This window comes from Citrobacter sp. RHB25-C09 (assembly GCF_013836145.1).
Taxonomy (GTDB): domain Bacteria; phylum Pseudomonadota; class Gammaproteobacteria; order Enterobacterales; family Enterobacteriaceae; genus Citrobacter_A.
Window position 1 is genome coordinate 697,776 of record NZ_CP057483.1, and the last position, 24,234, is coordinate 722,009.

Annotated in this window: 23 protein-coding genes and 1 tRNA gene; 6 read left to right on the forward strand and 18 right to left on the reverse strand. The window is 52.6% G+C overall.

What is annotated here, in order from left to right; translation table 11 throughout:
* Positions 1-8: 8 nt before the first annotated feature.
* From fabG to HVY19_RS03380, 6 genes are all read right to left on the reverse strand, one after another.
* Positions 9-746, reverse strand: a complete 738-nt coding sequence (gene fabG, locus HVY19_RS03355; protein ID WP_181682973.1) for a 3-oxoacyl-ACP reductase FabG — start codon at positions 744-746, stop codon at positions 9-11.
* A gap of 28 nt (positions 747-774) precedes the next feature.
* The gene (locus HVY19_RS03360; RefSeq protein WP_181682974.1) at positions 775-2,361 is read right to left on the reverse strand and encodes a CoA-transferase; all 1,587 of its coding nucleotides are present in this window, start codon (positions 2,359-2,361) and stop codon (positions 775-777) included.
* A gap of 29 nt (positions 2,362-2,390) precedes the next feature.
* Positions 2,391-3,761 (reverse strand): MFS transporter, encoded by a 1,371-nt coding sequence (locus HVY19_RS03365; RefSeq protein ID WP_181682975.1) that lies wholly within the window; start codon positions 3,759-3,761, stop codon positions 2,391-2,393.
* 165 nt (positions 3,762-3,926) lie between these two features.
* Positions 3,927-5,474 carry a class I adenylate-forming enzyme family protein gene (locus tag HVY19_RS03370; protein ID WP_181682976.1) on the reverse strand — a complete coding sequence of 516 codons (1,548 nt, stop codon included), beginning with the start codon at positions 5,472-5,474 and terminating at the stop codon, positions 3,927-3,929.
* A gap of 679 nt (positions 5,475-6,153) precedes the next feature.
* A tRNA-Phe gene (locus tag HVY19_RS03375) sits at positions 6,154-6,229 on the reverse strand.
* Positions 6,230-6,334: 105 nt separating this feature from the next.
* The gene (locus HVY19_RS03380) at positions 6,335-7,042 is read right to left on the reverse strand and encodes a DUF554 domain-containing protein (protein ID WP_181682977.1); all 708 of its coding nucleotides are present in this window, start codon (positions 7,040-7,042) and stop codon (positions 6,335-6,337) included.
* 205 nt (positions 7,043-7,247) lie between these two features.
* Here HVY19_RS03380 and HVY19_RS03385 point away from each other — a divergent pair, with 205 nt between their 5' ends.
* Entirely contained in the window at positions 7,248-9,383 is a 2,136-nt protein-coding gene (locus HVY19_RS03385) for an ornithine decarboxylase (RefSeq protein ID WP_181682978.1), read from the forward strand.
* A 78-nt stretch (positions 9,384-9,461) separates the two neighbouring features.
* Here HVY19_RS03385 and HVY19_RS03390 read toward each other — a convergent pair whose 3' ends face one another.
* From HVY19_RS03390 to mutY, 4 genes are all read right to left on the reverse strand, one after another.
* Positions 9,462-10,718 carry a nucleoside permease gene (locus HVY19_RS03390; protein ID WP_181682979.1) on the reverse strand — a complete coding sequence of 419 codons (1,257 nt, stop codon included), beginning with the start codon at positions 10,716-10,718 and terminating at the stop codon, positions 9,462-9,464.
* Positions 10,719-10,929: 211 nt separating this feature from the next.
* A complete protein-coding gene (gene mltC / locus HVY19_RS03395; protein WP_181682980.1) occupies positions 10,930-12,015 on the reverse strand; it encodes a membrane-bound lytic murein transglycosylase MltC in 1,086 nt (361 codons plus the stop codon).
* A gap of 86 nt (positions 12,016-12,101) precedes the next feature.
* A complete protein-coding gene (locus tag HVY19_RS03400) occupies positions 12,102-12,371 on the reverse strand; it encodes an oxidative damage protection protein (RefSeq protein ID WP_181682981.1) in 270 nt (89 codons plus the stop codon).
* A 27-nt stretch (positions 12,372-12,398) separates the two neighbouring features.
* Positions 12,399-13,451 (reverse strand): A/G-specific adenine glycosylase, encoded by a 1,053-nt coding sequence (gene mutY / locus HVY19_RS03405; RefSeq protein WP_181682982.1) that lies wholly within the window; start codon positions 13,449-13,451, stop codon positions 12,399-12,401.
* A gap of 162 nt (positions 13,452-13,613) precedes the next feature.
* Between mutY and trmB the strand changes: the two genes are divergently transcribed.
* From trmB to ansB, 4 genes are all read left to right on the forward strand, one after another.
* Positions 13,614-14,333 (forward strand): tRNA (guanosine(46)-N7)-methyltransferase TrmB, encoded by a 720-nt coding sequence (gene trmB, locus HVY19_RS03410; protein ID WP_181682983.1) that lies wholly within the window; start codon positions 13,614-13,616, stop codon positions 14,331-14,333.
* A complete protein-coding gene (locus tag HVY19_RS03415; protein ID WP_181682984.1) occupies positions 14,333-14,659 on the forward strand; it encodes a YggL family protein in 327 nt (108 codons plus the stop codon). The genes trmB and HVY19_RS03415 overlap by 1 nt, the downstream gene beginning before the upstream one ends.
* Positions 14,660-14,711: 52 nt before the next feature.
* Positions 14,712-15,431 carry a DUF2884 domain-containing protein gene (locus tag HVY19_RS03420; protein ID WP_181682985.1) on the forward strand — a complete coding sequence of 240 codons (720 nt, stop codon included), beginning with the start codon at positions 14,712-14,714 and terminating at the stop codon, positions 15,429-15,431.
* A gap of 189 nt (positions 15,432-15,620) precedes the next feature.
* Positions 15,621-16,667 (forward strand): L-asparaginase 2, encoded by a 1,047-nt coding sequence (ansB, locus tag HVY19_RS03425; RefSeq protein WP_181682986.1) that lies wholly within the window; start codon positions 15,621-15,623, stop codon positions 16,665-16,667.
* 115 nt (positions 16,668-16,782) lie between these two features.
* Here ansB and HVY19_RS03430 read toward each other — a convergent pair whose 3' ends face one another.
* The 8 genes from HVY19_RS03430 to HVY19_RS03465 form a co-directional block, all read right to left on the reverse strand.
* On the reverse strand, positions 16,783-18,084 hold the full coding sequence (locus HVY19_RS03430) for a TRAP transporter large permease subunit (RefSeq protein ID WP_181682987.1): 1,302 nt from the start codon (positions 18,082-18,084) through the stop codon (positions 16,783-16,785).
* The gene (locus HVY19_RS03435; RefSeq protein WP_181684206.1) at positions 18,084-18,587 is read right to left on the reverse strand and encodes a TRAP transporter small permease; all 504 of its coding nucleotides are present in this window, start codon (positions 18,585-18,587) and stop codon (positions 18,084-18,086) included. The genes HVY19_RS03430 and HVY19_RS03435 overlap by 1 nt, the downstream gene beginning before the upstream one ends.
* Before the next feature lie 47 nt (positions 18,588-18,634).
* Positions 18,635-19,621 carry a TRAP transporter substrate-binding protein gene (locus HVY19_RS03440; protein ID WP_181682988.1) on the reverse strand — a complete coding sequence of 329 codons (987 nt, stop codon included), beginning with the start codon at positions 19,619-19,621 and terminating at the stop codon, positions 18,635-18,637.
* Positions 19,622-19,926: 305 nt separating this feature from the next.
* The gene (hemW, locus tag HVY19_RS03445) at positions 19,927-21,063 is read right to left on the reverse strand and encodes a radical SAM family heme chaperone HemW (protein WP_181682989.1); all 1,137 of its coding nucleotides are present in this window, start codon (positions 21,061-21,063) and stop codon (positions 19,927-19,929) included.
* Positions 21,056-21,649, reverse strand: a complete 594-nt coding sequence (locus HVY19_RS03450) for an XTP/dITP diphosphatase (protein ID WP_181682990.1) — start codon at positions 21,647-21,649, stop codon at positions 21,056-21,058. Before HVY19_RS03450 ends, hemW begins: the two co-directional genes overlap by 8 nt.
* A 7-nt stretch (positions 21,650-21,656) precedes the next feature.
* Positions 21,657-21,947 (reverse strand): DUF167 family protein YggU, encoded by a 291-nt coding sequence (gene yggU, locus HVY19_RS03455; protein WP_044255664.1) that lies wholly within the window; start codon positions 21,945-21,947, stop codon positions 21,657-21,659.
* On the reverse strand, positions 21,944-22,510 hold the full coding sequence (locus HVY19_RS03460) for a YggT family protein (protein ID WP_181682991.1): 567 nt from the start codon (positions 22,508-22,510) through the stop codon (positions 21,944-21,946). The genes yggU and HVY19_RS03460 overlap by 4 nt, the downstream gene beginning before the upstream one ends.
* Before the next feature lie 18 nt (positions 22,511-22,528).
* The gene (locus HVY19_RS03465; protein ID WP_181682992.1) at positions 22,529-23,233 is read right to left on the reverse strand and encodes a YggS family pyridoxal phosphate-dependent enzyme; all 705 of its coding nucleotides are present in this window, start codon (positions 23,231-23,233) and stop codon (positions 22,529-22,531) included.
* 17 nt (positions 23,234-23,250) lie between these two features.
* Between HVY19_RS03465 and HVY19_RS03470 the strand changes: the two genes are divergently transcribed.
* Positions 23,251-24,231, forward strand: coding sequence for a type IV pilus twitching motility protein PilT (locus HVY19_RS03470; protein WP_181682993.1), 981 nt, complete (start codon positions 23,251-23,253; stop codon positions 24,229-24,231).
* Positions 24,232-24,234 lie beyond the last annotated feature (3 nt).

Consider the following 24,234-nt stretch of genomic DNA (forward strand, 5'->3'; position numbering starts at 1 on the left):
TTATCCCCTTAAAGCACCATGCCGCCGCCGACGTTAATGACTTCACCATTGATATAACGCGCCCCTTCAGAGGCCAGAAATGCTACGCAATGACCAACATCCTGCGGATCGCCTGCATAGCCCGCAGGGATCTTGCTAACCATGATGTCCCAGACCTTTTCCGGCACGCCCTTCGTCATGTCGGTTTCGATAAAACCGGGGCAAATAGCGTTGACGGTGATGCCCTTACGGGCCAGTTCGCGACAGGCTGTTTTCGTTAATCCCACCACGCCTGCCTTGGAGGCGGCATAGTTGGCCTGGCCGACGTTGCCCAGCCAGCTGGCGGAAGAAATATTGATGATGCGTCCATACCCGCGCTCTCTCATGCGAACAACGGCTTCCTGCATGCAGTTGAACGTGCCTTTGAGATTGACGTCCATCACCAGATCCCAGTTTTCTTCGGTGAGCTTATGCAGCATGGCGTCCCGGTTAATACCGGCGTTGTTGACCAGAATATCGATAGTGCCGAGCGTCTCTTCTGCTTCGATAAACAGGCGATTTACCTCCTCGCGTTTTGCAATATTGCAGGGAATAAAAACCGCCTTATGACCCGCGCGGATAAATTCCTGAGCGGTTTTTTCGCCACCCTCTTTATCCACATCGCAGATAACGACCGCTGCGCCTTGTGCGGCAAGAACCTGTGCGATACCACGCCCGAGGCCGCGGCTTGCGCCCGTAACAAGGGCGACTTTGTTGCTTAATGACATAGGACACTCCTGAGTAGGTTGAATCTGTTTAGCGGCCATTCACCGGAGAGAGCGTTTGCGCAAGGCCGAAGTTTTCTTCGCTGAACAGTGCGGCGTCCATCAGAGTGAGTGGTTCGGCAATCAGCGGTCTGAATTCCATCTGCTGCAATATGTCTTTTTCCAGATCGATGCCGGGCGCAATTTCCGTCAGCATCGGGCCGCGTTCGGTGAGTTCGAAGACCGCGCGTTCAGTAACCAGATGCATTTTTTGTCCCTTCGCGCGGGCGATTTCCCCGTTGTAAGAGATTTGATTGATTGTTTTCACCAGCTTCTTCACCGCGCCTTCGCGGACGATGTTGACCCGGCCGTCACGGAATTCGACCTCCAGCCCCTTCGCGGTAAACGTCGAACAGAACACGACGTGGCGGGCGTTCTGGGTGATGTCGATAAAGCCGCCTGCGCCCGTACACCGGTCGCCCATTTTGGTGGCGTTGATGTGGCCATTGGCGTCCATTTCTCCGGCTCCCATGTAGGTGATATCGACACCGGTGCCGTTGTAATAAAGCATCTGCTCCTGATGATTGATCATCGCCGTCAGGTTTTTTCCGATGCCAAAGTCGATGCCACCAGCCTGAATGCCGCCATAAATACCTGACTCGACGGTAATCGTGATGTCGTCATTAACGCCTTCTTCATGGATGATTGTGCCAATGACGTCGTTCGGAATGCCGGTCCCGAGATTGATGACGCAGCCGGGATGGAGAAACTGGCAGGCCCGGCGGCCAATCGCTTTGCGCACGCTGAGAGGTAATCTTTCCGTTTCCCCGACCGGGGCGATGAGATTTCCGCAATAGGCCGGGTCATAGAACCAGGAGGCGGTCTGGCGATGATCTTCCTGCGGATTGTCGCAGAGCACGATCGCATCGATGAAATTACCCGGCACAACCACCTGCTTAGGATGGAGCGTTCCCTTTTGCGCGAGGTTTTTCACCTGGGCGATAACCCTGCCGCCAAATCGCCGGGCCGCAAGAACCGCCTGAATGAGCTCAAGCTTCATCGCTTCTTCTTCGCAGGTCAGGTTGCCGTCCGTATCGGCTGTGGTGCCGCGAATAATGACCACATCCAGCGGAATGGCGGGATAGAACAGATACTCCTCGCCGCGCATCGTGACGACCTCAACCAGATGAGGCAGGCGGCGGGTTCTGGCATTCATTTGCCCACCTTCCTGACGTGGGTCGATAAAGGTGCCCAGACCGACCCTGGACAGATAGCCGGGTTGACCGGCGGCCATCGCGGCATAGAGATGCACGATTTGACCCTGGGGTAAGCAGAACGCCTCAACGCTGTCCGAGGCGATGCGTTCCATCCAGCGGGGGGCCAATCCCCAGTGGGAGCCGATGATGCGCTTGACCATTCCCTGGTGAACAAAGTGTTGGTTACCACGGTCACGGTTAGACTGACCGGCTGAGTGAATAAAGGTCAGATCGTGCGGTGATCCCGTCTCAAGAAAGCGCGTCTCCAGCGCCTTGAGGATAGACTCGGCGGCACCGATCAGCGTCATACCCACCGTACAGACGGTTTCGCCATCCTGAATAAGTTCTGCGGCCTGTTGCGCCGTGATAACTTTGCTTTTCATAAATCCTCTGTCATACGTCCAGGTTAAGACTATCCGTGTTGTTCGGTCGCCGGGTTATTACGCGGTTCACAAGCGTCATTTTCACGGCTTTGGCTGGTGTCTTTAACGCTGGGCGGTTGTTTAACGATGGCAGCGCCAAAAGTTGCGCAGGTTAAAAGCGCGACGGCAAACCACAGCCCGACGCTCGGTGAGCCGGTCATGTCCTCCAGCAGGCCGAAAACATAGGGCCCGAAGAACCCGCCTGTAATCCCAAGACAGGCCAGCAGTCCAAGTCCGCCTGCCAGCATGTTTCCGCTCATCAGCGTTGCTGGATAGGTAAAAATGATGGACTGAACAACGAAGAACATTGAGGCACCAATACAGAAGCCGATAAGTCCGAGCACCGGCCCGCCGAGTGCGCCGATCACAAAGCCAATTGCCATCGACATAAAGCCGGAAATCAGCATGAGCTGCGAACGCTTCGCGGTGTTGGCGTATTTGGGCAGAAAGAATCCACCTAATGCCGCTGCAATCCACGGAATTGCCGTGAGAAGGCCGAGCGTAAAGGTGCTCATTTCGCCATAGCCGCGGATGATGCTCGGCAGGAAGTACGTCAGACTGTAGACGGCGATCTGGTGCGTAAAATAGATAGCAACAATCAGCAGGAACGTCTTATTCGAGAACGCCGTCTTAAACGAGAATTTCTGGTCTTTATCCACGCCGGCAGGGCGCTCTGACTCGAGGGTTTTCTCAATATAATTTACGTCTTCACGCGTCAGCCATTTGGCGTCGCGAGGGCGGTCGGGCAGGACGGCATAGACGTAGAACGCCAGTAAAATGGCCGGGACACCTTCAACGATGAACATCCACTGCCAGCCGTGCAAACCGCCCAGACCGTCCAGCATCAGTAACGCACCGCCCAACGGAGCACCCAGAATATTGGCGATACAAACGCCGAGCAGGAACATCCCAACGGCGCGGGCGCGTTCTTCACGGCCAAACCAGTAGGTCAGATAGAGGATAATCCCCGGATACAAACCGGCTTCCGCTGCGCCAAGCAGCAGGCGCATGATGTAAAAAGAGACAGGGCCGGTGACAAAAGCCATACCCGCGGAGATGATCCCCCAGGTGATCATGATTCGGGTGATCCAAAAACGCGCCCCGACGCGAGCCATGATCAGGTTGCTGGGGATTTCCATGGTGGAATAGGTCAGAAAAAACAGCCCCGCACCCAGCCCATACGCCGTCGCCGAGAGTCCAAGATCGATGGACATCGAGGCTCTGGCGATACCGATATTCGTCCGGTCGATAAAGCTGATGATGTAGACGATAATCAGCAAGGGTATTAAATGCTTATATATTTTGGCATTCGTTATTGCGGCCTGGGCTGATGAGGCCACTTTGGACTGTATATTTGGCATGGTTAATATTCTCCCCTCGATATAGAGGTTTATTAATCTATGTAGGGCGTCATTAGCCGCTCAGCATTTATAATACGACTGAGTTACGCCTGAATTTGCGTATGCGAGTAACTAATGCCAGAGTTGGAGGTTTTACCTCTTATTAATAAATATGCGCCTGTTCTTCTAACTGCCATTAGCTCTTTGCCGCAGAGCAATTTTATCTGTTTTGCCATTCGCATTCTTAGGCAATTCAGAGATAAAGATAATTTTTGACGGTATCTTAAACTTCGCAATCCTTTCGGAAAGCCACTGTGTGATGTTGTCACTGACCAGCGGACGCGACTTGTCGGCAATAATAAAAGCAACTGCCTCTTCGCCATAAATATCACTATGTCTTGGGACAATAGCAATATCCTTCACGCCAGGATAATTCGATATAAGATTCTCTATTTCAATACAGTAAATTTTTTCGCCGCCGCGATTAATCATGTCTTTACTTCTGTCTTTAATATACAGATAGTTATCTTTATCTACAGAAGCGATATCGCCGGTATAAAACCAGCCGTCATTAAAATATTGACGGTTTATTTTGTCATTTTTCCAATAGCGTTTTATCACCACCGGACCTTTTAGCCAAAGGTGTCCTGCCTCGCCGGGCGGAAGAATTTGGTTATCGCCATCCCTAACCTGAAACTCCAGCCCCGGAACGGGAAGACCTGAACTCCCTTTCTTCTCGCTGTGGCGAACGTCGCCGGGGAAGATGCTGGCGGGAGATGTTGTTTCTGTCAGTCCATAGATGGGACGAATTTCGGTATGAGGAAATATTGTAGAAAGCTTGTCGATAATCCCCGTATTCAGGTGGCCCGCGCCGCAGGCGATCGTGCGTAGGCTGGGGTAGCTATTGTTATGCTGCTCTTTTTCAGCCTGCTGCGTAAGCAGGATAAAAACCGTCGGTGAGCCGTGTAAAAAGGTGATGTTGTGTTGTTCAATCGCCCGTAAAACTTCCTCAGCATGAAAACGCTGGTGCAGATGGATCGTTCCGCCTATGTGGATAAAAAGGCAGAGAAGCGCAGACAGGCCGGTGATATGGCAAATGGGAATCGGCAGCACGGTACTGTCGTTTTCGGTCAGACCGAGCGCGTGGTGATAGGCGTTTATCGCATGAAGAAAGTTGTCGTGCGTAATCGCCGCGCCTTTAGGTGAACCCGTGGTGCCAGACGTATAAATGATGGCCGCAACATCATCCCGGCTGACTTCCGTTTGACTCTGTGAACGACCAGCCGGTGGGTTGTCGATGTTGCGTACCATAAACTGCCAGTTAGACAGCGAAACACGCTCACAGGGTTGGGTTTCACTGGCGATAGAACCCAGCCAGGGCTGATACTCAGAATCATAAAAGATCACCCGGGCTTCGACATTTTCCAGAATCGACAGGCTGTCATCAGATTTCAGCTTGGTGCTTAATGGAACCACAACCACGCCTAATGCCATGGCGGCATAGAACAGAAAGCAAAATTCAGGACGATTCCCCAGTGCCAGCACAATGACATCACCCTTTTGCAGCCCGAAACAATCCTTCAGGCAAAAGAGGCTTGCCTGTACATTCTGCTGGAACTGCCGATAGCTATACTTGTGTCCTTCAAAATAGAGAGCAGTGCACTCTGAACGGCTTTCCACGCTGTGCTGTAGGCTTTGATACAAATTTTGAACGACCGACGGTGATGTATGCATAACCGATATCCTGTTTGCTCAACTTCTGGATGGAGGAAGTATAGAAAATCGGACTGCATGAAAAACGAGGAAGGTTTCACATCTTAATCTGATACTCGTACGCCCTCCGTTGTGAAAAATGCCAATGGCAGAATGCCATTACAACGGTGGCTTTTGCGTGTCAGTCTGCAAAATTTGTTAAGAATATTTTATAAACAAGTTAATTTTTTGCGTTTGGGAATTTTGTTATTGTGCAAATGAATAAAACGTGGGCATTCATCTGTAATGCACAGTGGGAAAGCGCTGTATGCCAGCGCTTTCGTTTATATGTTCTGAAGCAACCTGAATGCCTGCGACCATAGCCCAGCCGATGCATGCACTCGCATTAACTGGTAAGGGTTAATTTTTGCATTAATCGCGCCTTACTCGCCTCATCAGTGAAGCTCGTTTTGATAGCATCTTCATTACAGTTTTTTTGGGCTCACCGAATTTTTGTTCCACCCACCGGCGTAACACGCTGCCAATGTAGTTTTATTGGAAATTGAAATCTGACCGTCAAGGCTACAGCGACCTGCAGGGGATTAGCCGCTTCAGGCAGGTTGGAAGGCGCAGGGCTGTGACATCAGTGGTCAGCCCGACCAGAAATCTACCTGAACCCCAAAAGCAAAAAACCAGCCCTAAGGCTGGTTTTTCTAAATAGTGGTGCCCGGACTCGGAATCGAACCAAGGACACGGGGATTTTCAATCCCCTGCTCTACCGACTGAGCTATCCGGGCAACGGGGCGCATTAAACCGTAATCGCCTCGTTTCGTCAACGAAATTTCTTCAAATCAACGCAGACTGCACAATCTATCACCACTTTGCCGCTATTGCACGCAGCCTCAACCGAAAAAGGCTGTCCAGGCTGCAGAAATTGGCATCGCCAGGAGTAGGGCGGGCAGCATATTTACCACCGCAAACATTTTGATCCCGCAAATGCGTAAACCCGTCGCGACGAGTAACAATCCGCCGACCGAACTGAAATCCGCCATCATCGCCGGCGTTGTGTACGGCAGGATGAGGGCGGCACAGGCCGCCAGCGAAAGCTGGATGAGCAGCATCGGTACCGAGATGGCGGAAACCGCAAGACCCAGCGAACAGGCGAATATCATGGCGGTAAAGAAATCGAGAAAAGATTTGGCAATCAAAATGCTCGGGTCGCCGGTCATCCCTTCGCGCATGGCGCCAAAAATCCCCGTACCGCTGGCGCAAAACAGCACAATAATCGCCACGAAGTTTTGAATGAATGACTCATGGGTAGGCTTTTTACCTGGCTTCATAAAGAGCTTCTGCGCTTTCGCCACCGCGCTATTAATGCCCTTTTCCAGATAGCAAAACTCACCAATCAATGCACCTACCAGGGTTGCCATAACCATAACGGGCAGGTTGGCACATTTAACCACCAGCAAAATACCAATCCCCAGCGAGGCCAGACCGAAAATAGAGGTCATTGAGACACGAATCCGTTCTGGTAAACGTTGGCTGAGAAGGGCACCGATAACGCCGCCGACCAACACGGCACTGGCGTTAATAAAAGGACCGATTACCACGTAAGCTCCTGCTAATTATTTTCGCATAATGCATTATTATGACCTGGTTCTCATTTGCAGTATTGTTTAACCGCAACATGTATGCTCAGGAAGTGTGTGATGTCTGGCGGCCGAGGCTGGTGTCCAGTCGGGACGCAACATCTTATGGGGCAAGGCAGTATGTCTTGTCCGGGGCCCTTACTCTCCCGAACGGGTTTTTGCGCTTATGAATTCAATGAACATTGCCGCCAGTGGTGAACTGGTTTCTCGTTTATCTACCCACCGTGGCGTTGTGACGCTGGACAGTACCGACTTTACCGATGTCGCGGCAGTGGTAATCACTGCCGCCGACAGTCGCAGCGGCATTCTTGCGCTGCTTAAGCGTACGGGCTTCCATCTTCCGGTGTTTATCCTTTCTGAAGAGAAACTGGACGTGCCTGCCGGGGTGACGGCGCTTATCAGCGGTAACGCGCAGGACTGGCTGGAGCTGGAGTCTGCGGCCTGTCAGTATGAGGAGAATCTTCTGCCGCCGTTTTACGACACGCTGACGCAATACGTTGAGATGGGGAACAGCACCTTCGCCTGTCCGGGACATCAGCATGGGGCGTTCTTTAAAAAGCATCCTGCCGGGCGTCACTTTTATGACTTTTTTGGCGAGAATGTCTTTCGGGCGGATATGTGCAACGCCGACGTCAAGCTGGGGGATTTACTGATCCACGAAGGCTCAGCGAAACACGCGCAGAAGTTCGCGGCGAAGGTGTTTCATGCCGACAAAACGTACTTTGTCCTGAATGGCACCTCGGCGGCGAATAAGGTGGTCACCAATGCGTTACTGACGCGCGGCGATCTGGTGTTGTTCGATCGCAACAACCACAAGTCAAATCACCACGGCGCGCTAATCCAGGCGGGTGCTACGCCGGTGTATCTGGAAGCGGCCCGCAACCCGTTTGGTTTTATCGGTGGTATTGATGAGCACTGCTTTAACGAGGCGTATTTGCGCGCGCAGATACGCGAAGTGAGTCCTGAAAAAGCCGACGTAGCGCGTCCGTTCCGCCTGGCGATCATCCAGCTTGGCACCTATGACGGCACCATTTATAACGCTCGTCAGGTCATCGATAAAATCGGCCATCTCTGTGACTACATTCTGTTTGACTCCGCCTGGGTCGGCTACGAGCAATTTATCCCGATGATGGCCGATAGTTCGCCGCTGCTGCTTGAGCTGAATGAAAACGATCCGGGTATTTTTGTTACCCAGTCGGTGCATAAGCAACAGGCCGGATTCTCGCAGAGTTCGCAGATCCACAAAAAAGATAACCACATTCGCGGTCAGGCTCGTTTTTGCCCCCATAAACGGCTGAACAATGCGTTTATGCTGCACGCCTCGACCAGCCCGTTTTACCCGCTGTTTGCTGCACTGGACGTTAATGCCAAAATTCATGAAGGGGAGAGTGGTCGCCGTCTTTGGGCGGAATGCGTGGAATCAGGTATTGAAGCGCGTAAGGCAATCCTTGCCAGATGCAAAATGCTCCAACCGTTTATTCCGCCTGTCGTCGACGGCAAGCCCTGGCAGGAACATCCGACAGCGGTGATTGCCAGCGAGCGACGCTTCTTCAGCTTCGTGCCAGGGGCAAAATGGCATGGCTTTGAAGGCTATGCTGATGATCAGTATTTTGTTGACCCCTGCAAGCTCCTCCTCACCACGCCGGGGATTGATGCGCAAACCGGGCGTTACAGCGACTTTGGCATTCCGGCAACGATTCTGGCGCACTATCTGCGGGAAAACGGCATCGTGCCGGAGAAATGCGATCTTAACTCGATTCTCTTCCTGCTCACTCCAGCGGAAAGTCCCGAGAAGATGGCGCATCTGGTGGCCATGCTCGCGCAGTTTGAACAGCATATTGACGAGGATACGCCGCTTGCCGAGGTGCTGCCGACCATTTTCAACAAATATCCGGTACGTTATCGCGACTACACGCTGCGGGAACTGTGTCAGGAGATGCACGACCTGTATGTCAGCTTTAACGTGAAGGACCTGCAAAAAGCAATGTTCCGCCGGGAAAGTTTGCCACGGATCGCGATGAATCCGCAGGATGCTAACAGTGCGTTTATTCGCGGCGACGTCGAGCTGGTGCGTATCGCTGATGCCGGAGGGCGTATCGCGGCGGAAGGGGCGTTGCCTTATCCTCCAGGCGTGCTTTGCGTGGTGCCGGGAGAAGAGTGGGGCGGTGCAGTACAGCGTTATTTCCTGGCGCTGGAAGAAGGCGTCAATATGTTGCCAGGCTTCTCGCCGGAGTTGCAGGGGGTTTACAGTGAAACTGATGCCGACGGGATTAAGCGGTTGTATGGCTATGTGCTGAAATAAGCGGGGCAGAAGCGCCGGATGGCGGCGCTTTGGCGTCTTATCCGGCCTACCGCTTGGGGTAGGCCGGAATAAGCAATATTAATGTGCGATGGTCTGCGTACCTGCCTGAGCCGGAACGTGTTTGTACTTAAACAGCGCTACAAACGCGAAGGCCAGTACCAGCGAGTAACCCGCGAAGATCAACCATACGGTCTGCCAGTCAGTAATGCCGTTCTGAGTATACATTTCCACCACTTTACCGCTCACCACGCCACCCAGGATGCAGCCGAAGCCGTTGGTCATCATCAGGAACATCCCCTGCGCACTGGCGCGGATTTCCGGGCGAACTTCTTTTTCCACAAATACCGAACCGGAGATGTTGAAGAAGTCGAAGGCGCAACCGTAGACAATCATCGACAATACCAGCAGCACGGTACCGAACGGCGTCGGGTCACCATAGGCGAACAAACCGAAGCGCAGCATCCACGCGATGATACTGATCAGCATGACATTTTTGATGCCGTAGCGGCTCAGGAAGAACGGGATCGTCAGGATGAACAACGTTTCGGAGATCTGCGAAATCGACATCATCACCGACGCATGTTCCACGATAAAGCTGCCGGAGAAGAGAGGGTTATTATCGAAGCTGTGCAGGAAGGTGTTACCGAACATATTGGTAATCTGCAGCTCTGCGCCCAGCATCATCGAGAAAATAAAGAAGATCGCCATGCGCTTGTTTTTAAACAGGGCAAACGCATCCAGACCCAGCATCGCGGTCCAGCTTTGGTTTTTCTGCTGGTTAGCGACTGGAATATGCGGCAGCGTGAAGGTAAAGAGCACCAGCACTACAGAGAGTACGGCACCGATATACAGCTGCATGTGGCTCAGTTCGAAGCCAGAGAAGCTCACCGCCCACATAGCAATAATAAAGCCGATGGTGCCCCAGATGCGGATTGGCGGGAAGTCGGTCACGATGTCCATTCCCGCAGACTGGAGGCGGTAATAAGAGATCGTATTGATCAAGCCCAGCGTTGGCATATAGGCCAGCGAGTTCAGCAAGATAACAAAGAACATCGCTCCGGGCGTGGTGACTTCGGCAGCCATAAATAACGTTGCCGCGCCCACCGCGTGACAAATGGCATAGACCCATTTTGCACTCAGCCATTTATCCGCCACGATCCCTAACAGCGTCGGCATCAGGACGGCGGCGATCCCCAGTGAGCTATACACTGCGCCAATAGAAGCACCGTCAAATTTGAGGGTGACGAACATATAGGAGCCGAGGGTGGTCAGCCAGCTTCCCCACAGACAGAACTGCAGAAAGGAGAGTATTTTCAGCTGCAGCTTAAGATTCATGTTAATTTCCTCACACCAAAATGCGGATGGATGTTTCAATTGGCACATTCGCCGTTGCAATATGATGTGATTCTATCAATGAGTGCGGATGTTTTTTTGTTACCTGCGACAAATAATTGCAAACAATTCCTTTTTTGCAATGCAAAAGAGTGACGAAGTTAACATTTTGGGGTTGCCCGCTCGTCGGCTTAACCGGGAGCGGGCAGGGCGTTTATTTACGCCGATAGGATTTTTGTGCCGAATTCACTTTATACAAATAGCGACGTGATTCAGCCGAAGGGTGGCGGGTAGTCAGTGTCTGGTAAACATCTCCAGGCGTCATGCTGTTGATGATATTAGCCGCCTGAATTTTATCGTTCGAGAACACGCGTAAAACGCTGCCTGCGCCGCCGTTATAGGCAGTGATGACCGCATAGCGTCGTGAGGTCGGGTTATCAATGCCGCCTAAATAGACGTTATTGAGTATCGCCAGATACGCGGTACCGGTATCAATGTTGCTGGCCGGATCGAACAGATAGCTGCGGCTTGGCGTACCCGAGCGCCCTTGCGAACGATAGACGTCTTTCCCGGCGGTATGCTGCACGACCTGCATCAGACCCAGCGCATCAGAACGGCTGACCGCGTAAGGGTTAAATGATGATTCAGTTTGCATGATCGCCAGAATCAGCGACTCGTCGATACCGTATTTATGCGAGGCCTGGCGGACCATGCCGAGGTATTTGTGCGCACGTTTATCCAGGTGATTCGGCACCAGGTTTATCGTCACGCTGAAGATCTTACGGATACCGTTACTGCGGCTTTTCAGGCGCGTTTGTAACAGATAATCGGCGAAGCTGGTGGCGCGTCCTTCCCAGCGGATAGGTTGCCCGGTGTGATCGAGCACCTGACCGTACAGAAACGGCTCACGCGAAATCTGAATGTCATCGACGTCAGAATAAAGGTCGACCGAGCTGGGATCGTCCCCCATCAGCAGCGTTTTGATGATGGCGCGACGCAAATGGCCTGCGGGGTCAGTTCCGGCGATGGTTTCTACGGTCATGGTACCGGCATCGAAGTTAATGTGACTGCGTGTTTGGTACTGATCGGTATACTTCACATAGTCCTTCGGACCGGCGATCAGGACTTCCTGGTAGCCCCACAGATTTTCAATGTTGTGGGCAAATTGCCCCATGAGAATATCAAAACCGTTGGTATCCTTGACCCAGGCTTCATTATAAGAATCGCCTTTTTTGGTCGAACTGGAGCAGGAGATGAGCAACGGCGCAATAACAGCAAGCGCGAGTAATTTTTTCATCATTCCGGGAGTGCGTGTTGTGTTTGTTGTTTTGAAAGGCCCAGATTTAATCGTTGGCCGGATAACGCAGCGCTATCCGGCAACGGTTCTTATGATTCTGGCGTATACCCTTCAATGTGAACGTCCTTACCTTCAAACAGGAAGTTGATCATCTCCTGCTCCAGCAGCTTACGATGCTCGACGTTCATCATATTGAGTTTCTTTTCGTTGATCAGCATGGTCTGCTTCTGTTGCCACTGCGCCCACGCTTCTTTCGAAATCTCGTTGTAAATGCGTTTTCCCAGCTCGCCGGGGTACAACTGGAAGTCCTGACCTTCTGCTTCACGTTGCAGGAACGTGCAAAAAATTGTTCTGCTCATAACAAATCCTCTTATTCGACCGCTGCGTTAAACGGGCGCACCGGTACGTAACTGCTGTATTAAACGCTCCACGGGAGCAGCCAGACCAACGGATGGCGGTTGCGCTAAGTTATACCAGAGCGCGTTACCTTCATCCATGCAGGAAACTGATGAGGACACAGTAAGCCACATAGGCACAATATCCAGATGGAAATGGCTGAAGGTATGACGAAAGGCGTTTAGCTGGGTCAGATTATCAGCGTTCAGATGCCGTTGCGCCAGCCATTCACGTAGTTCCTCTTCGCTGGAGAACTGTGGGAAACAGTATAATCCGCCCCACAATCCACTGAGGGGACGCTGCGACAGCAGCACCTCATCCTCATGCTGCATCAGCAGAAAATAACCGGTTCGCTCCGGCAGCGTTTGTTTCGGTTTTTTGCCAGGGTACAACGACCAGCTTTCATTTGCGGCGGCAATACATCCGTTCTGCAAAGGGCACAGCGCACACTTAGGTTTTGATCGCGTACAAACCATCGCGCCTAAATCCATCATCGCCTGGTTAAAACGCTCCACGCCATTAACCGGCGTCACGTCTTCGCTCAGCGCCCACAGCGTATTCTCGACCTCTTTTTTTCCTGGCCAGCCGCTAACAGCATAGCAGCGAGCCAGTACGCGTTTTACGTTACCGTCGAGAATCGGAAAAGGTTTACCCAGTGAGAGAGAAAGCACAGCCCCTGCGGTTGAACGGCCAACGCCAGGCAGGGCGGCCACTTCGTCGAAGGTTTGCGGAAAAACGCCGTTGTGCAGCGTGGCGACCTGCTGAGCCGCCTTGTGCAGATTGCGCGCGCGGGCGTAATAGCCCAGCCCGGTCCACAGGTGCAGTACTTCATCCAGCGGCGCGTTAGCAAGGTCAGTCACCGTTGGGAAGCGGGCCATAAAGCGTTCAAAATAGGGGATAACCGTCGCAACCTGAGTCTGTTGCAGCATCACTTCTGAGAGCCATACTTTGTAAGGCGTCTTATCGATTTGCCAGGGCAGGGTTTTTCGCCCGTATTTATCGTACCAGTCCAGAACCTGGGCTGAAAATTGAGACGCTTGCATGGTCACCGAATTCTTTAGTGTTGGGGGCGAGATTCCAGCACAGAGGCAACGGGGTGTAAACCGGAACTTTCCGCAGCTCACACTCTTCCTTTACTTGCATCCGGCAACTAACTTTGGATAATGCCCGTTTTCAGACCTCAATCACAAGCAGACTTAACTTTTATGAAAAACGACGTCATCTCAGCGGAATTTGATGAAAACGGCCGTCCACTGCGCCGGATTCGTAGCTTCGTTCGTCGCCAGGGGCGACTGACGAAAGGGCAGGAACACGCGCTGGAAAATTACTGGCCGGTGATGGGCGTTGAGTTCAGCGAAGAATCTGTTGATTTCGCCGCGCTGTTTGGCCGTGAAGGACCGGTTACGCTTGAGATTGGTTTCGGCATGGGTGCCTCTCTGGTGGCGATGGCCAAAGCGCGCCCGGAACAGAATTTCCTCGGCATTGAAGTCCATTCACCGGGCGTCGGCGCGTGCCTGTCATCTGCCCATGAAGAGGGTGTCGAAAACCTGCGAGTGATGTGTCACGACGCCGTCGAAGTGCTGCATAAAATGATTCCTGACAATTCTTTAACCATGGTACAGCTCTTTTTCCCTGACCCGTGGCATAAAGCGCGTCATAATAAACGCCGTATCGTTCAGGTTCCCTTTGCGGAGTTGGTTAAAAGTAAACTGAAGCTGGGCGGCGTGTTCCATATGGCGACCGACTGGGAAGCCTATGCAGAACACATGCTGGAAGTGATGTCCTCCATCGACGGGTACAAAAACCTGTCAGAGAGTAACGATTATGTACCGCGCCCGGAATCGCGCCCGGTAACCAAATTTGAACAACGTGGCCATCGTCTTGGTCACGGCGTATGGGACTTAATGTTCGAGAGGGTGAAATAATGGCAAAGAACCGTAGCCGTCGTCTGCGTAAAAAAATGCACATTGACGAATTCCAGGAGTTAGGGTTTTCGGTGGCATGGCGTTTCCCGGAAGGCACCACAGGCGAGCAGGTTGATAAACTCGTCGACGACTTTATCAATGACGTCATCGAGCCAAATAAACTGGCCTTTGACGGCAGCGGCTATCTGGCCTGGGAAGGTCTGATCTGCATGCAGGAAATTGGCAAATGCACTGAAGAACATCAGGCCGTTGTGCGTAAGTGGCTGGAAGAGCATAAGCTTGAAGAAGTGCGTACCAGCGAACTTTTCGACGTTTGGTGGGACTAACAAAACATACGGGGCCAGCAATTGCTGGCCCGATTTGTCTTGAGGGAAAGTTATGATGCGCAAAATGCTGCTGGCGGCAGCGCTTTCTGTTACCGCAATGACCGCTCACGCAGATTACCAGTGCAGCGTTAACCCGCGTGATGATGTGATTCTGAGTCCGCAAACGGTGCAGGTGAAGGGCGAGAACGGCAATCTGGTTATCACGCCTGACGGCAACGTCATGTACAACGGTAAACAATACACGCTTAGCGCCGTACAGCGTGAGCAGGCGAGAGATTACCAGGCGGATCTGCGAAGCGCCCTGCCCTGGATTGACGAAGGTGCCAGAAACCGAGTGGAAAAAGGCCGCGTGGCGCTGGATAAAATCATCGCCAAAGAAGTGGGCGAAAGCAGCAACATGCGTGGTCGTCTGACCAAACTCGATGCCCAGTTGAAAGAGCAGATGAATCGCATCATTGAGCACCGTACCGACGGCCTGACCTTCCACTATAAAGCCATTGACCAGGTGCGCTCTGAGGGGCAGCAGCTGGTGAACCAGGCAATGGGCGGCATTCTGCAGGACAGCATCAACGAGATGGGAGCCAAAGCGGTGCTCAAAGGCGGCGGTAATCCATTGCAGGGCGTGCTGGGTAGCCTCGGTGGCTTACAAACCTCTATTCAGGACGAATGGAAGAAGCAGGAAAAAGACTTCCAGCAGTTCGGTAAAGATGTCTGTAGCCGCGTTGTCACGCTGGAAGACAGTCGCAAGGCGCTGGTCAGCAGCCTGAAATAATCCCGTCATAAAAAACAATGGCACAGATCGTCTCTGTGCCATTTTGTTTTCTCGTTTTGCTTCATTTTGATATCAAGCTCTAAATTTAACATTTCTCATAATATATTTATCTGGTTAATCGGAGGGTGTCACATTATTCATCTGTAACATTGGGATAATGCGGCAAATTCACGTAACTGGAGAAATAACATGGAGTTTTTCAAGAAAACGGCACTTGCCGCATTGGTTATGGGCTTTAGCGGTGCTGCACTGGCTTTACCAAATGTCACCATTCTGGCGACCGGGGGAACCATCGCCGGTGGCGGTGACTCCGCGACCAAATCCAATTACACGGCGGGTAAGGTGGGTGTACAAAACCTGGTGAATGCCGTTCCCCAGCTTAAGGACATTGCGAACGTTAAAGGCGAGCAGGTCGTCAATATTGGTTCGCAGGACATGAATGATGAGGTCTGGCTGACGCTGGCGAAGAAGATCAACGCCGACTGTGATAATACCGATGGGTTCGTGATTACCCACGGTACGGACACCATGGAAGAAACCGCTTATTTCCTCGACCTGACCGTGAAGTGTAATAAGCCAGTGGTGCTGGTGGGGGCAATGCGTCCATCCACCGGGATGAGTGCAGACGGTCCGTTTAACCTGTATAACGCGGTAGTCACAGCAGCGGACAAAGCTTCTGCTAACCGTGGCGTGCTGGTGGTCATGAACGATACGGTTCTTGACGGCCGCGACGTGACCAAAACCAATACCACTGATGTCGCGACCTTTAAATCCGTGAACTATGGACCGCTGGGTTACATTCATAACGGTAAGATTGACTATCAGCGCACGCCGGCGCGTAAGCACACCACCTCTACTCCGTTCGATGTTTCTAAACTGAGCGAACTGCCGAAAGTCGGCATCGTTTACAGCTATGCCAACGCCTCTGACCTTCCTGCTAAAGCGCTGATTGATGCGGGCTACGCAGGGATTGTGACTGCCGGTGTTGGTAACGGTAACCTGTATAAAACTATGTTTGATACGCTGGCGACCGCCGCGCAGAAAGGGACGTTAGTCGTGCGTTCCTCCCGTGTTCCAACGGGGGCTACCACTCAGGATGCAGAAATCGATGATGCGAAGTATGGTTTCGTTGCGTCTGGTTCACTGAACCCGCAGAAAGCGCGCGTTCTGCTGCAACTGGCTCTGACGCAGACCAAAGATCCGCAGCAGATCCAGACCATGTTTAATCAGTACTAACACGGAACGCATTAACGGTCCGATAAGAAATGCCGGATGGCGGCACTAAGTGCCTTATCCGGCCTACAACGAGTAACAATAGCCGGATGAGGGCATGTCCTCACCCGGTTTTCTTTTACATCAATCCCAACAACTGTGGAACAAACAGGGAAATCTGCGGGATATAGGTGATCATCATCAGCGCGATCAGCAGCGCGGCATAGAACGGCAGCAGCGGTTGAATGAGCTGCTGTATCTTCACCCCGGAAATCGAACAGCCAACAAACAACGCGCTTCCCACCGGTGGGGTCAGCAGGCCGATACACAGATTCGACACCATCATAATGCCGAAGTGGACCGGGTCCATGCCCAGCTCCTGCGCAATCGGCAGAAAGATTGGGGTAAAGATCAGCACAGCAGGTGTCATATCCATAAAGATGCCGACAATCAGCAGCACGATATTGATTAACAACAGGATGATGAGCGGATTATCCGAAATGCCCATTAGCGTATCGCTGATCATGTAAGGAATGTCCGCGTTGGTCATTGCCCATGACATACCCACCGAGAAGCCGATCAGCAACAGGACGATCGAGGTCGTCACCACCGATTCCAGGATCAATTTCGGCAGATCGCGCCATTTCACTTCGCGATAAATCAGCACAGATAGAATGAAGGTATAAACCACGGCGATAGCTGAAGCCTCGGTCGCGGTAAAGATCCCGCCGAGAATGCCGCCCATCACGATAATCACCAGCAGCAGACTTGGCAGCGCATCCAGCAGCGCTTTAAACGCCTGTGCGCAGGTCGGTCGTTCAGAAAGCGGGTAGTTGCGACGTCTGGCGATAATCGCGCACACCACCATAATCGCCAGCCCCATCAGGATCCCTGGCAGGTAGCCCGCCATAAACAATGACGCAACCGAAACGCCACCCGCGGTCAGGGAAAAAACGATCAACACGTTGGACGGTGGGATCAACAGACCGGTAATGCAGGATGAAACGTTCACTGCGGTGGAAAACGTCGGGTCATAGCCCTGCTTCGTCTGGATTGGGTTAAGCGTCCCGCCTACTGCTGCGGCAGCTGCCACAGCGGAGCCGGAGATCGATCCAAACATCATATTCGCCAGCACGTTAACGTGACCGAGCGAGCCCGGAACACGACCTACCATCACCTGCGCCAGGTTAATCAGGCGGATGGCAATCCCACCGCTGTTCATCAGCGTACCGGCGAAAATAAAGAAGGGAATGGCGAGCAGCGCAAAATTATCCAGCCCGTTCGCCAGACGCTGAGAGACGGTAATGACGGCGATATCCCAGGGGAACATCAGCAGCATCGAGGCAACGGTGGCAATGCCGATGGAAAAAGAGATAGGAACGCCGATGAACACTAACAGAAAGAAACAGCCGAAGAGGGTAAGGGCGATATAGCTATCCATCAGACGACTCCCTGCGAACAATTTTTCAGTTGCTGAATGCTTTGATAAATAAACCACAGGGCATAGAACATCATCACTCCGCCACACAGCGGCAAAATAATGTACACGTAGCCCATCGGGATCTGCATTGCCGCAGAAACCTGTGCAGTCGCCAGTGTTTTGTTGATCAGTTTGATACCACCCGTCACGATGACCGAACCCGCGAAGCAGAAAATCAGTAAATTTATCAGCAAATTAAGCAGCGCTTGCTTGCGCTTATTCAGTGACATAGCGAGAAGGTCGATTGATAGATGACGCTGCGCGCCCACCGTGTAGGCGGCGCCGAGCAGGCCGACCCAGATCATCAAAAAACGCGCAAGCTCGTCGGTTAAAGTACTTGGCTGGTTGAGTACATAACGGCTAAATACCTGCCAGACGACGCAGACAACCAGCGCAACCATGACGATGACTGAAAATGCGGCAATGACGCGGTCTACCGCAAGTTTAAGGCGGTTAAATATCATCATTAAAATCCTGGTGAACTGGGCCAGAGGCTGGCCCAGAAAGATGGTTACTGTGCTGCGCTCTCAAATTTTTCCAGCAGAGCCGCCTGCTTTGGATCTTTCTTGAAATCATCGAACAGCGGCTGGACAGCGGCGCGGAACGGCGCTTTTTCCACTTTCACAATCTCGCCGCCCATGGCTTTTGCCTGAGCGCGGGTATCGGCATCGATCTTGTCCCACAACTTCTGCTGGTACGCTTCTGAGTTTTTAGCCGCGGTAGTCAGGATCTGCTGCTGCTCTGGCGTCAACGTGTCCCAGGTTTTTGTTGAGATCACTAAAAAGTCCGGAATGGAGGCGTGTTCATCTTCAGAAAAAACTTTGGCGATCTCGATGTGGCGGGTCTGCACCCAGGAAGGCACGTTATTTTCTGCGCCATCAACCACACCTTGCTGCATGGCGGTATAAACCTCGCCAAAGGAGATTGGCGTTGGGGAACCGCCCATCAGCTCAATCATTTTGATGGTCGTTGGGCTTGGCTGAACGCGGATTTTCAGCCCTTTCAAATCTTCTGGTTTAGTGATGGGCTTTTTCGCGTAGAAGCTACGCGTACCGGCTACGTAGGCAGAAAGCGCAAAAAATCCTTTATCTTTCGTGGAATCCATAATTTCTTTGCCCACCTCGCCAAATACCACTTTGTTGAAATGATTTTGGTCTTTAAATAAGAAAGGCAAATTATAAATTGCATAAACGTTGTCAAATGATTCCAGATCGCTGGCGGAGCCTTTGGTCATATCCAGCGCGCCGTTTTGTAGCAGTTCCATGGTTTCGCGGGGATTACCCATCTGACTGCTGGGATAAATTCGCACCGTCATTTTGCCATCAGAAAGTTGTTTCACCTCTTTTGCCAGTTCTTCAAAAGCCTGGTGTACAACATGGCTACGTTCAAGATTGTGTGCAAGTTTAAGGGTGACTTTCTCTGCCGCGATGGCGCTCGTACTCAGCAGGGCGAGAAGGGAAGCACATAATAATGAACGAGAAAACAATCTATTTTTCATAGGTCAGCTCCATGCACCAGGGCAAAGGTTGGTTTATATCTGATGGTAATAAATGATGTTCTGTATGATAGATTGACATAGTTGTCGTACATCTATGCGCCATCTTAATGGCTAATGCGTGGGCCGAAAGGAGTTTATTCGCGTTTTGTGCGCTGGGTTGGATATATTTTTTTGAATAAGAAAAGTGTTATTCAACAATTAATAATAATGAGCATTAAAATTATCAAATAAAGACGATCTATGAGTTCGGTATTACCGAATTAATAGCGTGGGTGAATGTGCGCCGTTTAAAAGGCGCATCATTATTATTCGGGAAGAAATAATTCAAGAAGGGTATTCAGGAAGAATTTTCCGTGCTGCGTAATCTGCCAGGACGTTTCATTTTCGGTGAGGTAACCCTGCGCAATTGCTTCATCTAGCTGCTGCCTGATCGCCGTTTCGTTGAGTCCTGTATAGGCGCTAAATTCACTGCGCGGTGCGGCTTCCAGCAGGCGGAAGCGGTTCATAAAGAACTCAAACGGCTTATCGGCCTGATCGACCTCGCGCTGGCTTTCGAGATAACGCCCCTGCATGTATCCGCGCGGGTGGCGCGTTTTAGTGGTACGCAGAATGCGGCCATCGGCAAACGTGATTTTGCCATGTGCACCGCAGCCAATCCCCAGATAGTCACCGAAGCGCCAGTAGTTCAGATTATGCTGGCACTGATAGCCCGGTTTGGCATAGGCAGAGGTTTCATACTGCTGATAACCGGCGGCAGTCAGTAACTGATGGCCCTGCTCGAAGATATCCCACAGCGCGTCGTCATCCGGTAATACCGGTGGCCGTGAACCAAACAATGTGTTGGGTTCAATGGTCAGTTGATACCACGACAGGTGCGGCGGATTCAGCACAATGGCCTGTTGCAGATCGGCCAGTGCCTCCTCCAGTGACTGATCGGGCAGGCCGTGCATCAGATCGAGATTGAAACTGCGCAGCCCTAAACCGCCGGCGAGATTCGCCGCGCGTTTAGCTTCTTCCGGACCGTGAATGCGTCCAAGACGTTTCAGCTTGTCTTCGCTGAAGCTCTGTACGCCGATGGAGATACGGTTCACCCCGGCATGCTGATAGTCAACGAAGCGGTCGGCTTCTACTGTTCCGGGGTTCGCTTCCATCGTGATTTCTGCATCCGCTGCCAGGTTCAGGCGCGCGCGTACTCCGTCAAGCAACGTTTGCATTGCCGGGCCGGAGAGCAGGCTCGGCGTACCGCCACCAATAAAAATGGTCTTTACTTCACGCCCCTGTGCATACGCGACATCCGCGTCGAGGTCGTTCAGCAGATGCTGGACGTAATCATCGTGTGGGACTTCGCCTTTTAATGCATGCGAGTTGAAGTCGCAGTACGGGCATTTCTGCACACACCACGGGATGTGAATGTAAAGACTCAGCGGTGGCAACTTAACCATTACGCAGGGCTTCCAGTAGCAGCTTCAGCGCCTGACCACGGTGCGAAATAGCACTTTTTTCTTCACGCGTCAGTTCAGCGGCGGTTTTGCCCTCTGAAGGAACGAAGAAGATGGGATCGTAGCCAAAGCCGCCGCTGCCTGCGGCTGTACGGGCGATCACGCCAGGCCAACTGCCGTGGCACACCAGCGGCGTCGGATCTTCAGCATGGCGCAGATAGACCAGAACGCAGTGGAAGCGCGCCTGGCGTTTCTCATCAGGCACCTCTTTTAGCGTTTCTAACAGCTTTTCCAGGTTCTTTTGATCGGTCGCGCCTTCGCCGGAATAGCGGGCGGAGTAGATCCCCGGCGCACCGCCCAGAAAATCCACGGCCAGGCCAGAATCATCGGCAATAGCCGGAAGTCCGGTCACCTGTGCGGCATGACGCGCTTTCAGGATCGCGTTTTCAATAAAGGTCAGGCCGGTTTCATCGGCAGAATCGACGCCGAGGTCGGTTTGCGCCACGACTTCAAGCCCGAAGTCGCTTAACAGCGACGCAAGCTCACGCACTTTACCGGCATTGCCGGTTGCGAGGACTACTTTTTGCATAGGATACCTAATCAGTTAACGCCGCGACTTCTGGCGGGATCTGTTGCGGATGAATGATTTTAACCTGTTTATGGCGGCCAAGTTCGCCCTTTTCAATCACGACCTGGCTCTTGGCCACGCGGAACTGCTTCCCGAGAAACTTCACCAGATGACTGTTCGCCTGGCCGTCTACGGGGGGCGCGGTAATGGCGACTTTCAGCTCGTCGCCATGTAATCCCACAATGCTGTCGCGGCTGGCTTTCGGCTGAATATAGAGCCGTAAAACCAGACCGTCATCGCAGCGTGTCACGGCACTCATAGCGCCATCCACAGCCCCGGCAGCAGCATATTACCGGTAGCCTGCAGGACTTCGCCGATACCCATATTGACCACATACAGAAGCAACACGAGGATCATCGGAGAAAAATCGATGCCGCCCATTCCCGGAAGAATACGGCGAATCGGGCGTAGCAACGGTTCCGCAAGCTGAATGAGTACGTACTCAATCGGGCTACGCCCCTGGCTCACCCAGCTCATAATCGCCATCACCAGCAACACCCAGAAGATCAGTAAGCCAATCGTTTTGAGTACGATGAGTAACGCTGCGATCCAGATGATCGGCAGAAAAGTCACCACTTTAAACAGCACAATCGCTTTGATAAAGCTGAGGATATACGCCACCAGTAATGATGCGCTATCGACCGGCCCCATTGCAGGAATAATACGGCGCAATGGTCCAATGACCGGTTGTGTAATCTTCACCACAAACTGGGATAAAGGGTTATAAAAGTCACAGCGAGCCCATTGCATCCAGATGCGCAATAACAGCACCATGGTGTACAGCTCAATTACCGTTGAGAGCAAGAAGGTCAACGTATTCATGGCGTTCCTCAGATTTCCTTAATTTTTTGTGTAATCACGGGCACCAAAAATGGCAGTGCCGATACGAACCATCGTGCTACCTGCCGCAATGGCGGCATCCATGTCGTCCGACATACCCAGTGACAGGGTATCGACGTCAGGATAGCGTGTTTTCAGCCCGGCAAATGCTACAGCCATTTGGCGTGCGACTTCAAACTGCCTTACATAATCTGACTCAGGCGCGGGGATCGCCATCAGTCCGCGCAGGCGGAGTTTCGGCAATTCGGCAACCTCTGCGGCAAGCGCATCCAGTGCGTCAAGCGTAATACCAGACTTACTGTTTTCATCGCTGATGTTGATTTGAATCAGCACGTTCAAAGGCGCCATCCCTTCCGGACGCTGTTCGCTCAGTCGTGCCGCAATGCGCAGGCGGTCGATGGTATGGCACCAGTCAAAGTGCTCTGCCACCAGACGGCTTTTGTTGGACTGTAGCGGACCAATAAAGTGCCACTGCAACCCCTCAACACCTTTCTCACGAAAGTGACGGATTTTTTCCACCCCTTCCTGCACATAGTTTTCACCGAATGCAGACTGCCCGGCGGCAATCGCTTCTTCGATGGCACTCGCAGGTTTGGTTTTACTCACTGCAAGCAACGTGACTTCTTCTGAAGCGCGGCCGCAACGCGATGCGGCCGCTGAGATTTTGTCCCGGACCTGTGCCAGGTTATGCGCGATATCGTTCATTTTCCGAGGAGGTATCTATGAATATGGAAGAAATTGTGGCCCTTAGTGTAAAGCATAACGTCTCGGATCTACACCTGAGTGATGCATGGCCCGCACGCTGGCGAAAGCGAGGGCGCATGGAGAGCGCGCCGCTCACCGCGCCAGATGTTGCCCGCCTGTTGGTGCACTGGCTGGATGAAGGGCAACTGGCGGCGTTACGACAAAACGGCCAGCTTGATTTCGCGGTCACGCTTGCGGATAACCAGCGCCTGCGAGCCAGTGCTTTTCACCAGCGGCAGGGGACATCGCTGGCGCTGCGTCTGTTGCCGACACACTGTCCGACGCTTGAAGAACTGGGGACACCATCTGCATTACCTGAACTGCTGACCCGCGAGAACGGACTGATTCTGGTCACGGGCGCGACGGGCAGCGGCAAGTCAACCACGCTTGCAGCAATGGTGGAGTGGCTGAATCAGCACGTTGACGGACACATTCTGACGCTGGAAGACCCCATCGAATTTCTCTATTCCAGCCAGCGCTGTTTGATTCAGCAACGCGAGGTGGGGCTGCACTGCCCGTCGTTCGCGTCAGGGCTACGCGCCGCGCTGCGGGAAGATCCGGACGTCATCCTGCTGGGAGAACTTCGCGACAGCGAAACCATTCGACTGGCGCTGACGGCGGCGGAAACAGGGCACCTGGTACTGGCAACGCTGCATACGCGGGGGGCAGTGCAGGCGATCGAACGGCTGGTGGATACCTTTCCGGCACAGGAAAAAGATCCGGTACGCAGTCAACTGGCGGGTAGCCTGTGCGCCGTACTGTCACAAAAGCTGGAGCCTGATAAGCAGTCGGGACGCGTTGCGCTGTTTGAACTGCTGATCAATACGCCTGCGACAGGAAATTTAATTCGTGAAGGGAAAACCCACCAGTTGCCGCATATCGTTCAGACCGGGCAGCAGTCAGGAATGATGACTTTTGCCCAAAGCCTGCAACAGCGACAGGCGCAAGGGCGTTTATAGGCC

Bases quoted from the DNA above. Each gene is read 5' to 3' on its own strand.
- fabG (WP_181682973.1), bottom strand. From the start codon at position 746: ATGTCATTAAGCAACAAAGTCGCCCTTGTTACGGGCGCAAGCCGCGGC.
- HVY19_RS03360 (WP_181682974.1), bottom strand. From the start codon at position 2,361: ATGAAAAGCAAAGTTATCACGGCGCAACAGGCCGCAGAACTTATTCAG.
- HVY19_RS03365 (WP_181682975.1), bottom strand. From the start codon at position 3,761: ATGCCAAATATACAGTCCAAAGTGGCCTCATCAGCCCAGGCCGCAATA.
- HVY19_RS03370 (WP_181682976.1), bottom strand. From the start codon at position 5,474: ATGCATACATCACCGTCGGTCGTTCAAAATTTGTATCAAAGCCTACAG.
- HVY19_RS03385 (WP_181682978.1), top strand. From the start codon at position 7,248: ATGAATTCAATGAACATTGCCGCCAGTGGTGAACTGGTTTCTCGTTTA.
- HVY19_RS03390 (WP_181682979.1), bottom strand. From the start codon at position 10,718: ATGAATCTTAAGCTGCAGCTGAAAATACTCTCCTTTCTGCAGTTCTGT.
- mltC (WP_181682980.1), bottom strand. From the start codon at position 12,015: ATGATGAAAAAATTACTCGCGCTTGCTGTTATTGCGCCGTTGCTCATC.
- HVY19_RS03400 (WP_181682981.1), bottom strand. From the start codon at position 12,371: ATGAGCAGAACAATTTTTTGCACGTTCCTGCAACGTGAAGCAGAAGGT.
- mutY (WP_181682982.1), bottom strand. From the start codon at position 13,451: ATGCAAGCGTCTCAATTTTCAGCCCAGGTTCTGGACTGGTACGATAAA.
- trmB (WP_181682983.1), top strand. From the start codon at position 13,614: ATGAAAAACGACGTCATCTCAGCGGAATTTGATGAAAACGGCCGTCCA.
- HVY19_RS03415 (WP_181682984.1), top strand. From the start codon at position 14,333: ATGGCAAAGAACCGTAGCCGTCGTCTGCGTAAAAAAATGCACATTGAC.
- HVY19_RS03420 (WP_181682985.1), top strand. From the start codon at position 14,712: ATGATGCGCAAAATGCTGCTGGCGGCAGCGCTTTCTGTTACCGCAATG.
- ansB (WP_181682986.1), top strand. From the start codon at position 15,621: ATGGAGTTTTTCAAGAAAACGGCACTTGCCGCATTGGTTATGGGCTTT.
- HVY19_RS03430 (WP_181682987.1), bottom strand. From the start codon at position 18,084: ATGGATAGCTATATCGCCCTTACCCTCTTCGGCTGTTTCTTTCTGTTA.
- HVY19_RS03435 (WP_181684206.1), bottom strand. From the start codon at position 18,587: ATGATATTTAACCGCCTTAAACTTGCGGTAGACCGCGTCATTGCCGCA.
- HVY19_RS03440 (WP_181682988.1), bottom strand. From the start codon at position 19,621: ATGAAAAATAGATTGTTTTCTCGTTCATTATTATGTGCTTCCCTTCTC.
- hemW (WP_181682989.1), bottom strand. From the start codon at position 21,063: ATGGTTAAGTTGCCACCGCTGAGTCTTTACATTCACATCCCGTGGTGT.
- HVY19_RS03450 (WP_181682990.1), bottom strand. From the start codon at position 21,649: ATGCAAAAAGTAGTCCTCGCAACCGGCAATGCCGGTAAAGTGCGTGAG.
- yggU (WP_044255664.1), bottom strand. From the start codon at position 21,947: ATGAGTGCCGTGACACGCTGCGATGACGGTCTGGTTTTACGGCTCTAT.
- HVY19_RS03460 (WP_181682991.1), bottom strand. From the start codon at position 22,510: ATGAATACGTTGACCTTCTTGCTCTCAACGGTAATTGAGCTGTACACC.
- HVY19_RS03465 (WP_181682992.1), bottom strand. From the start codon at position 23,233: ATGAACGATATCGCGCATAACCTGGCACAGGTCCGGGACAAAATCTCA.
- HVY19_RS03470 (WP_181682993.1), top strand. From the start codon at position 23,251: ATGAATATGGAAGAAATTGTGGCCCTTAGTGTAAAGCATAACGTCTCG.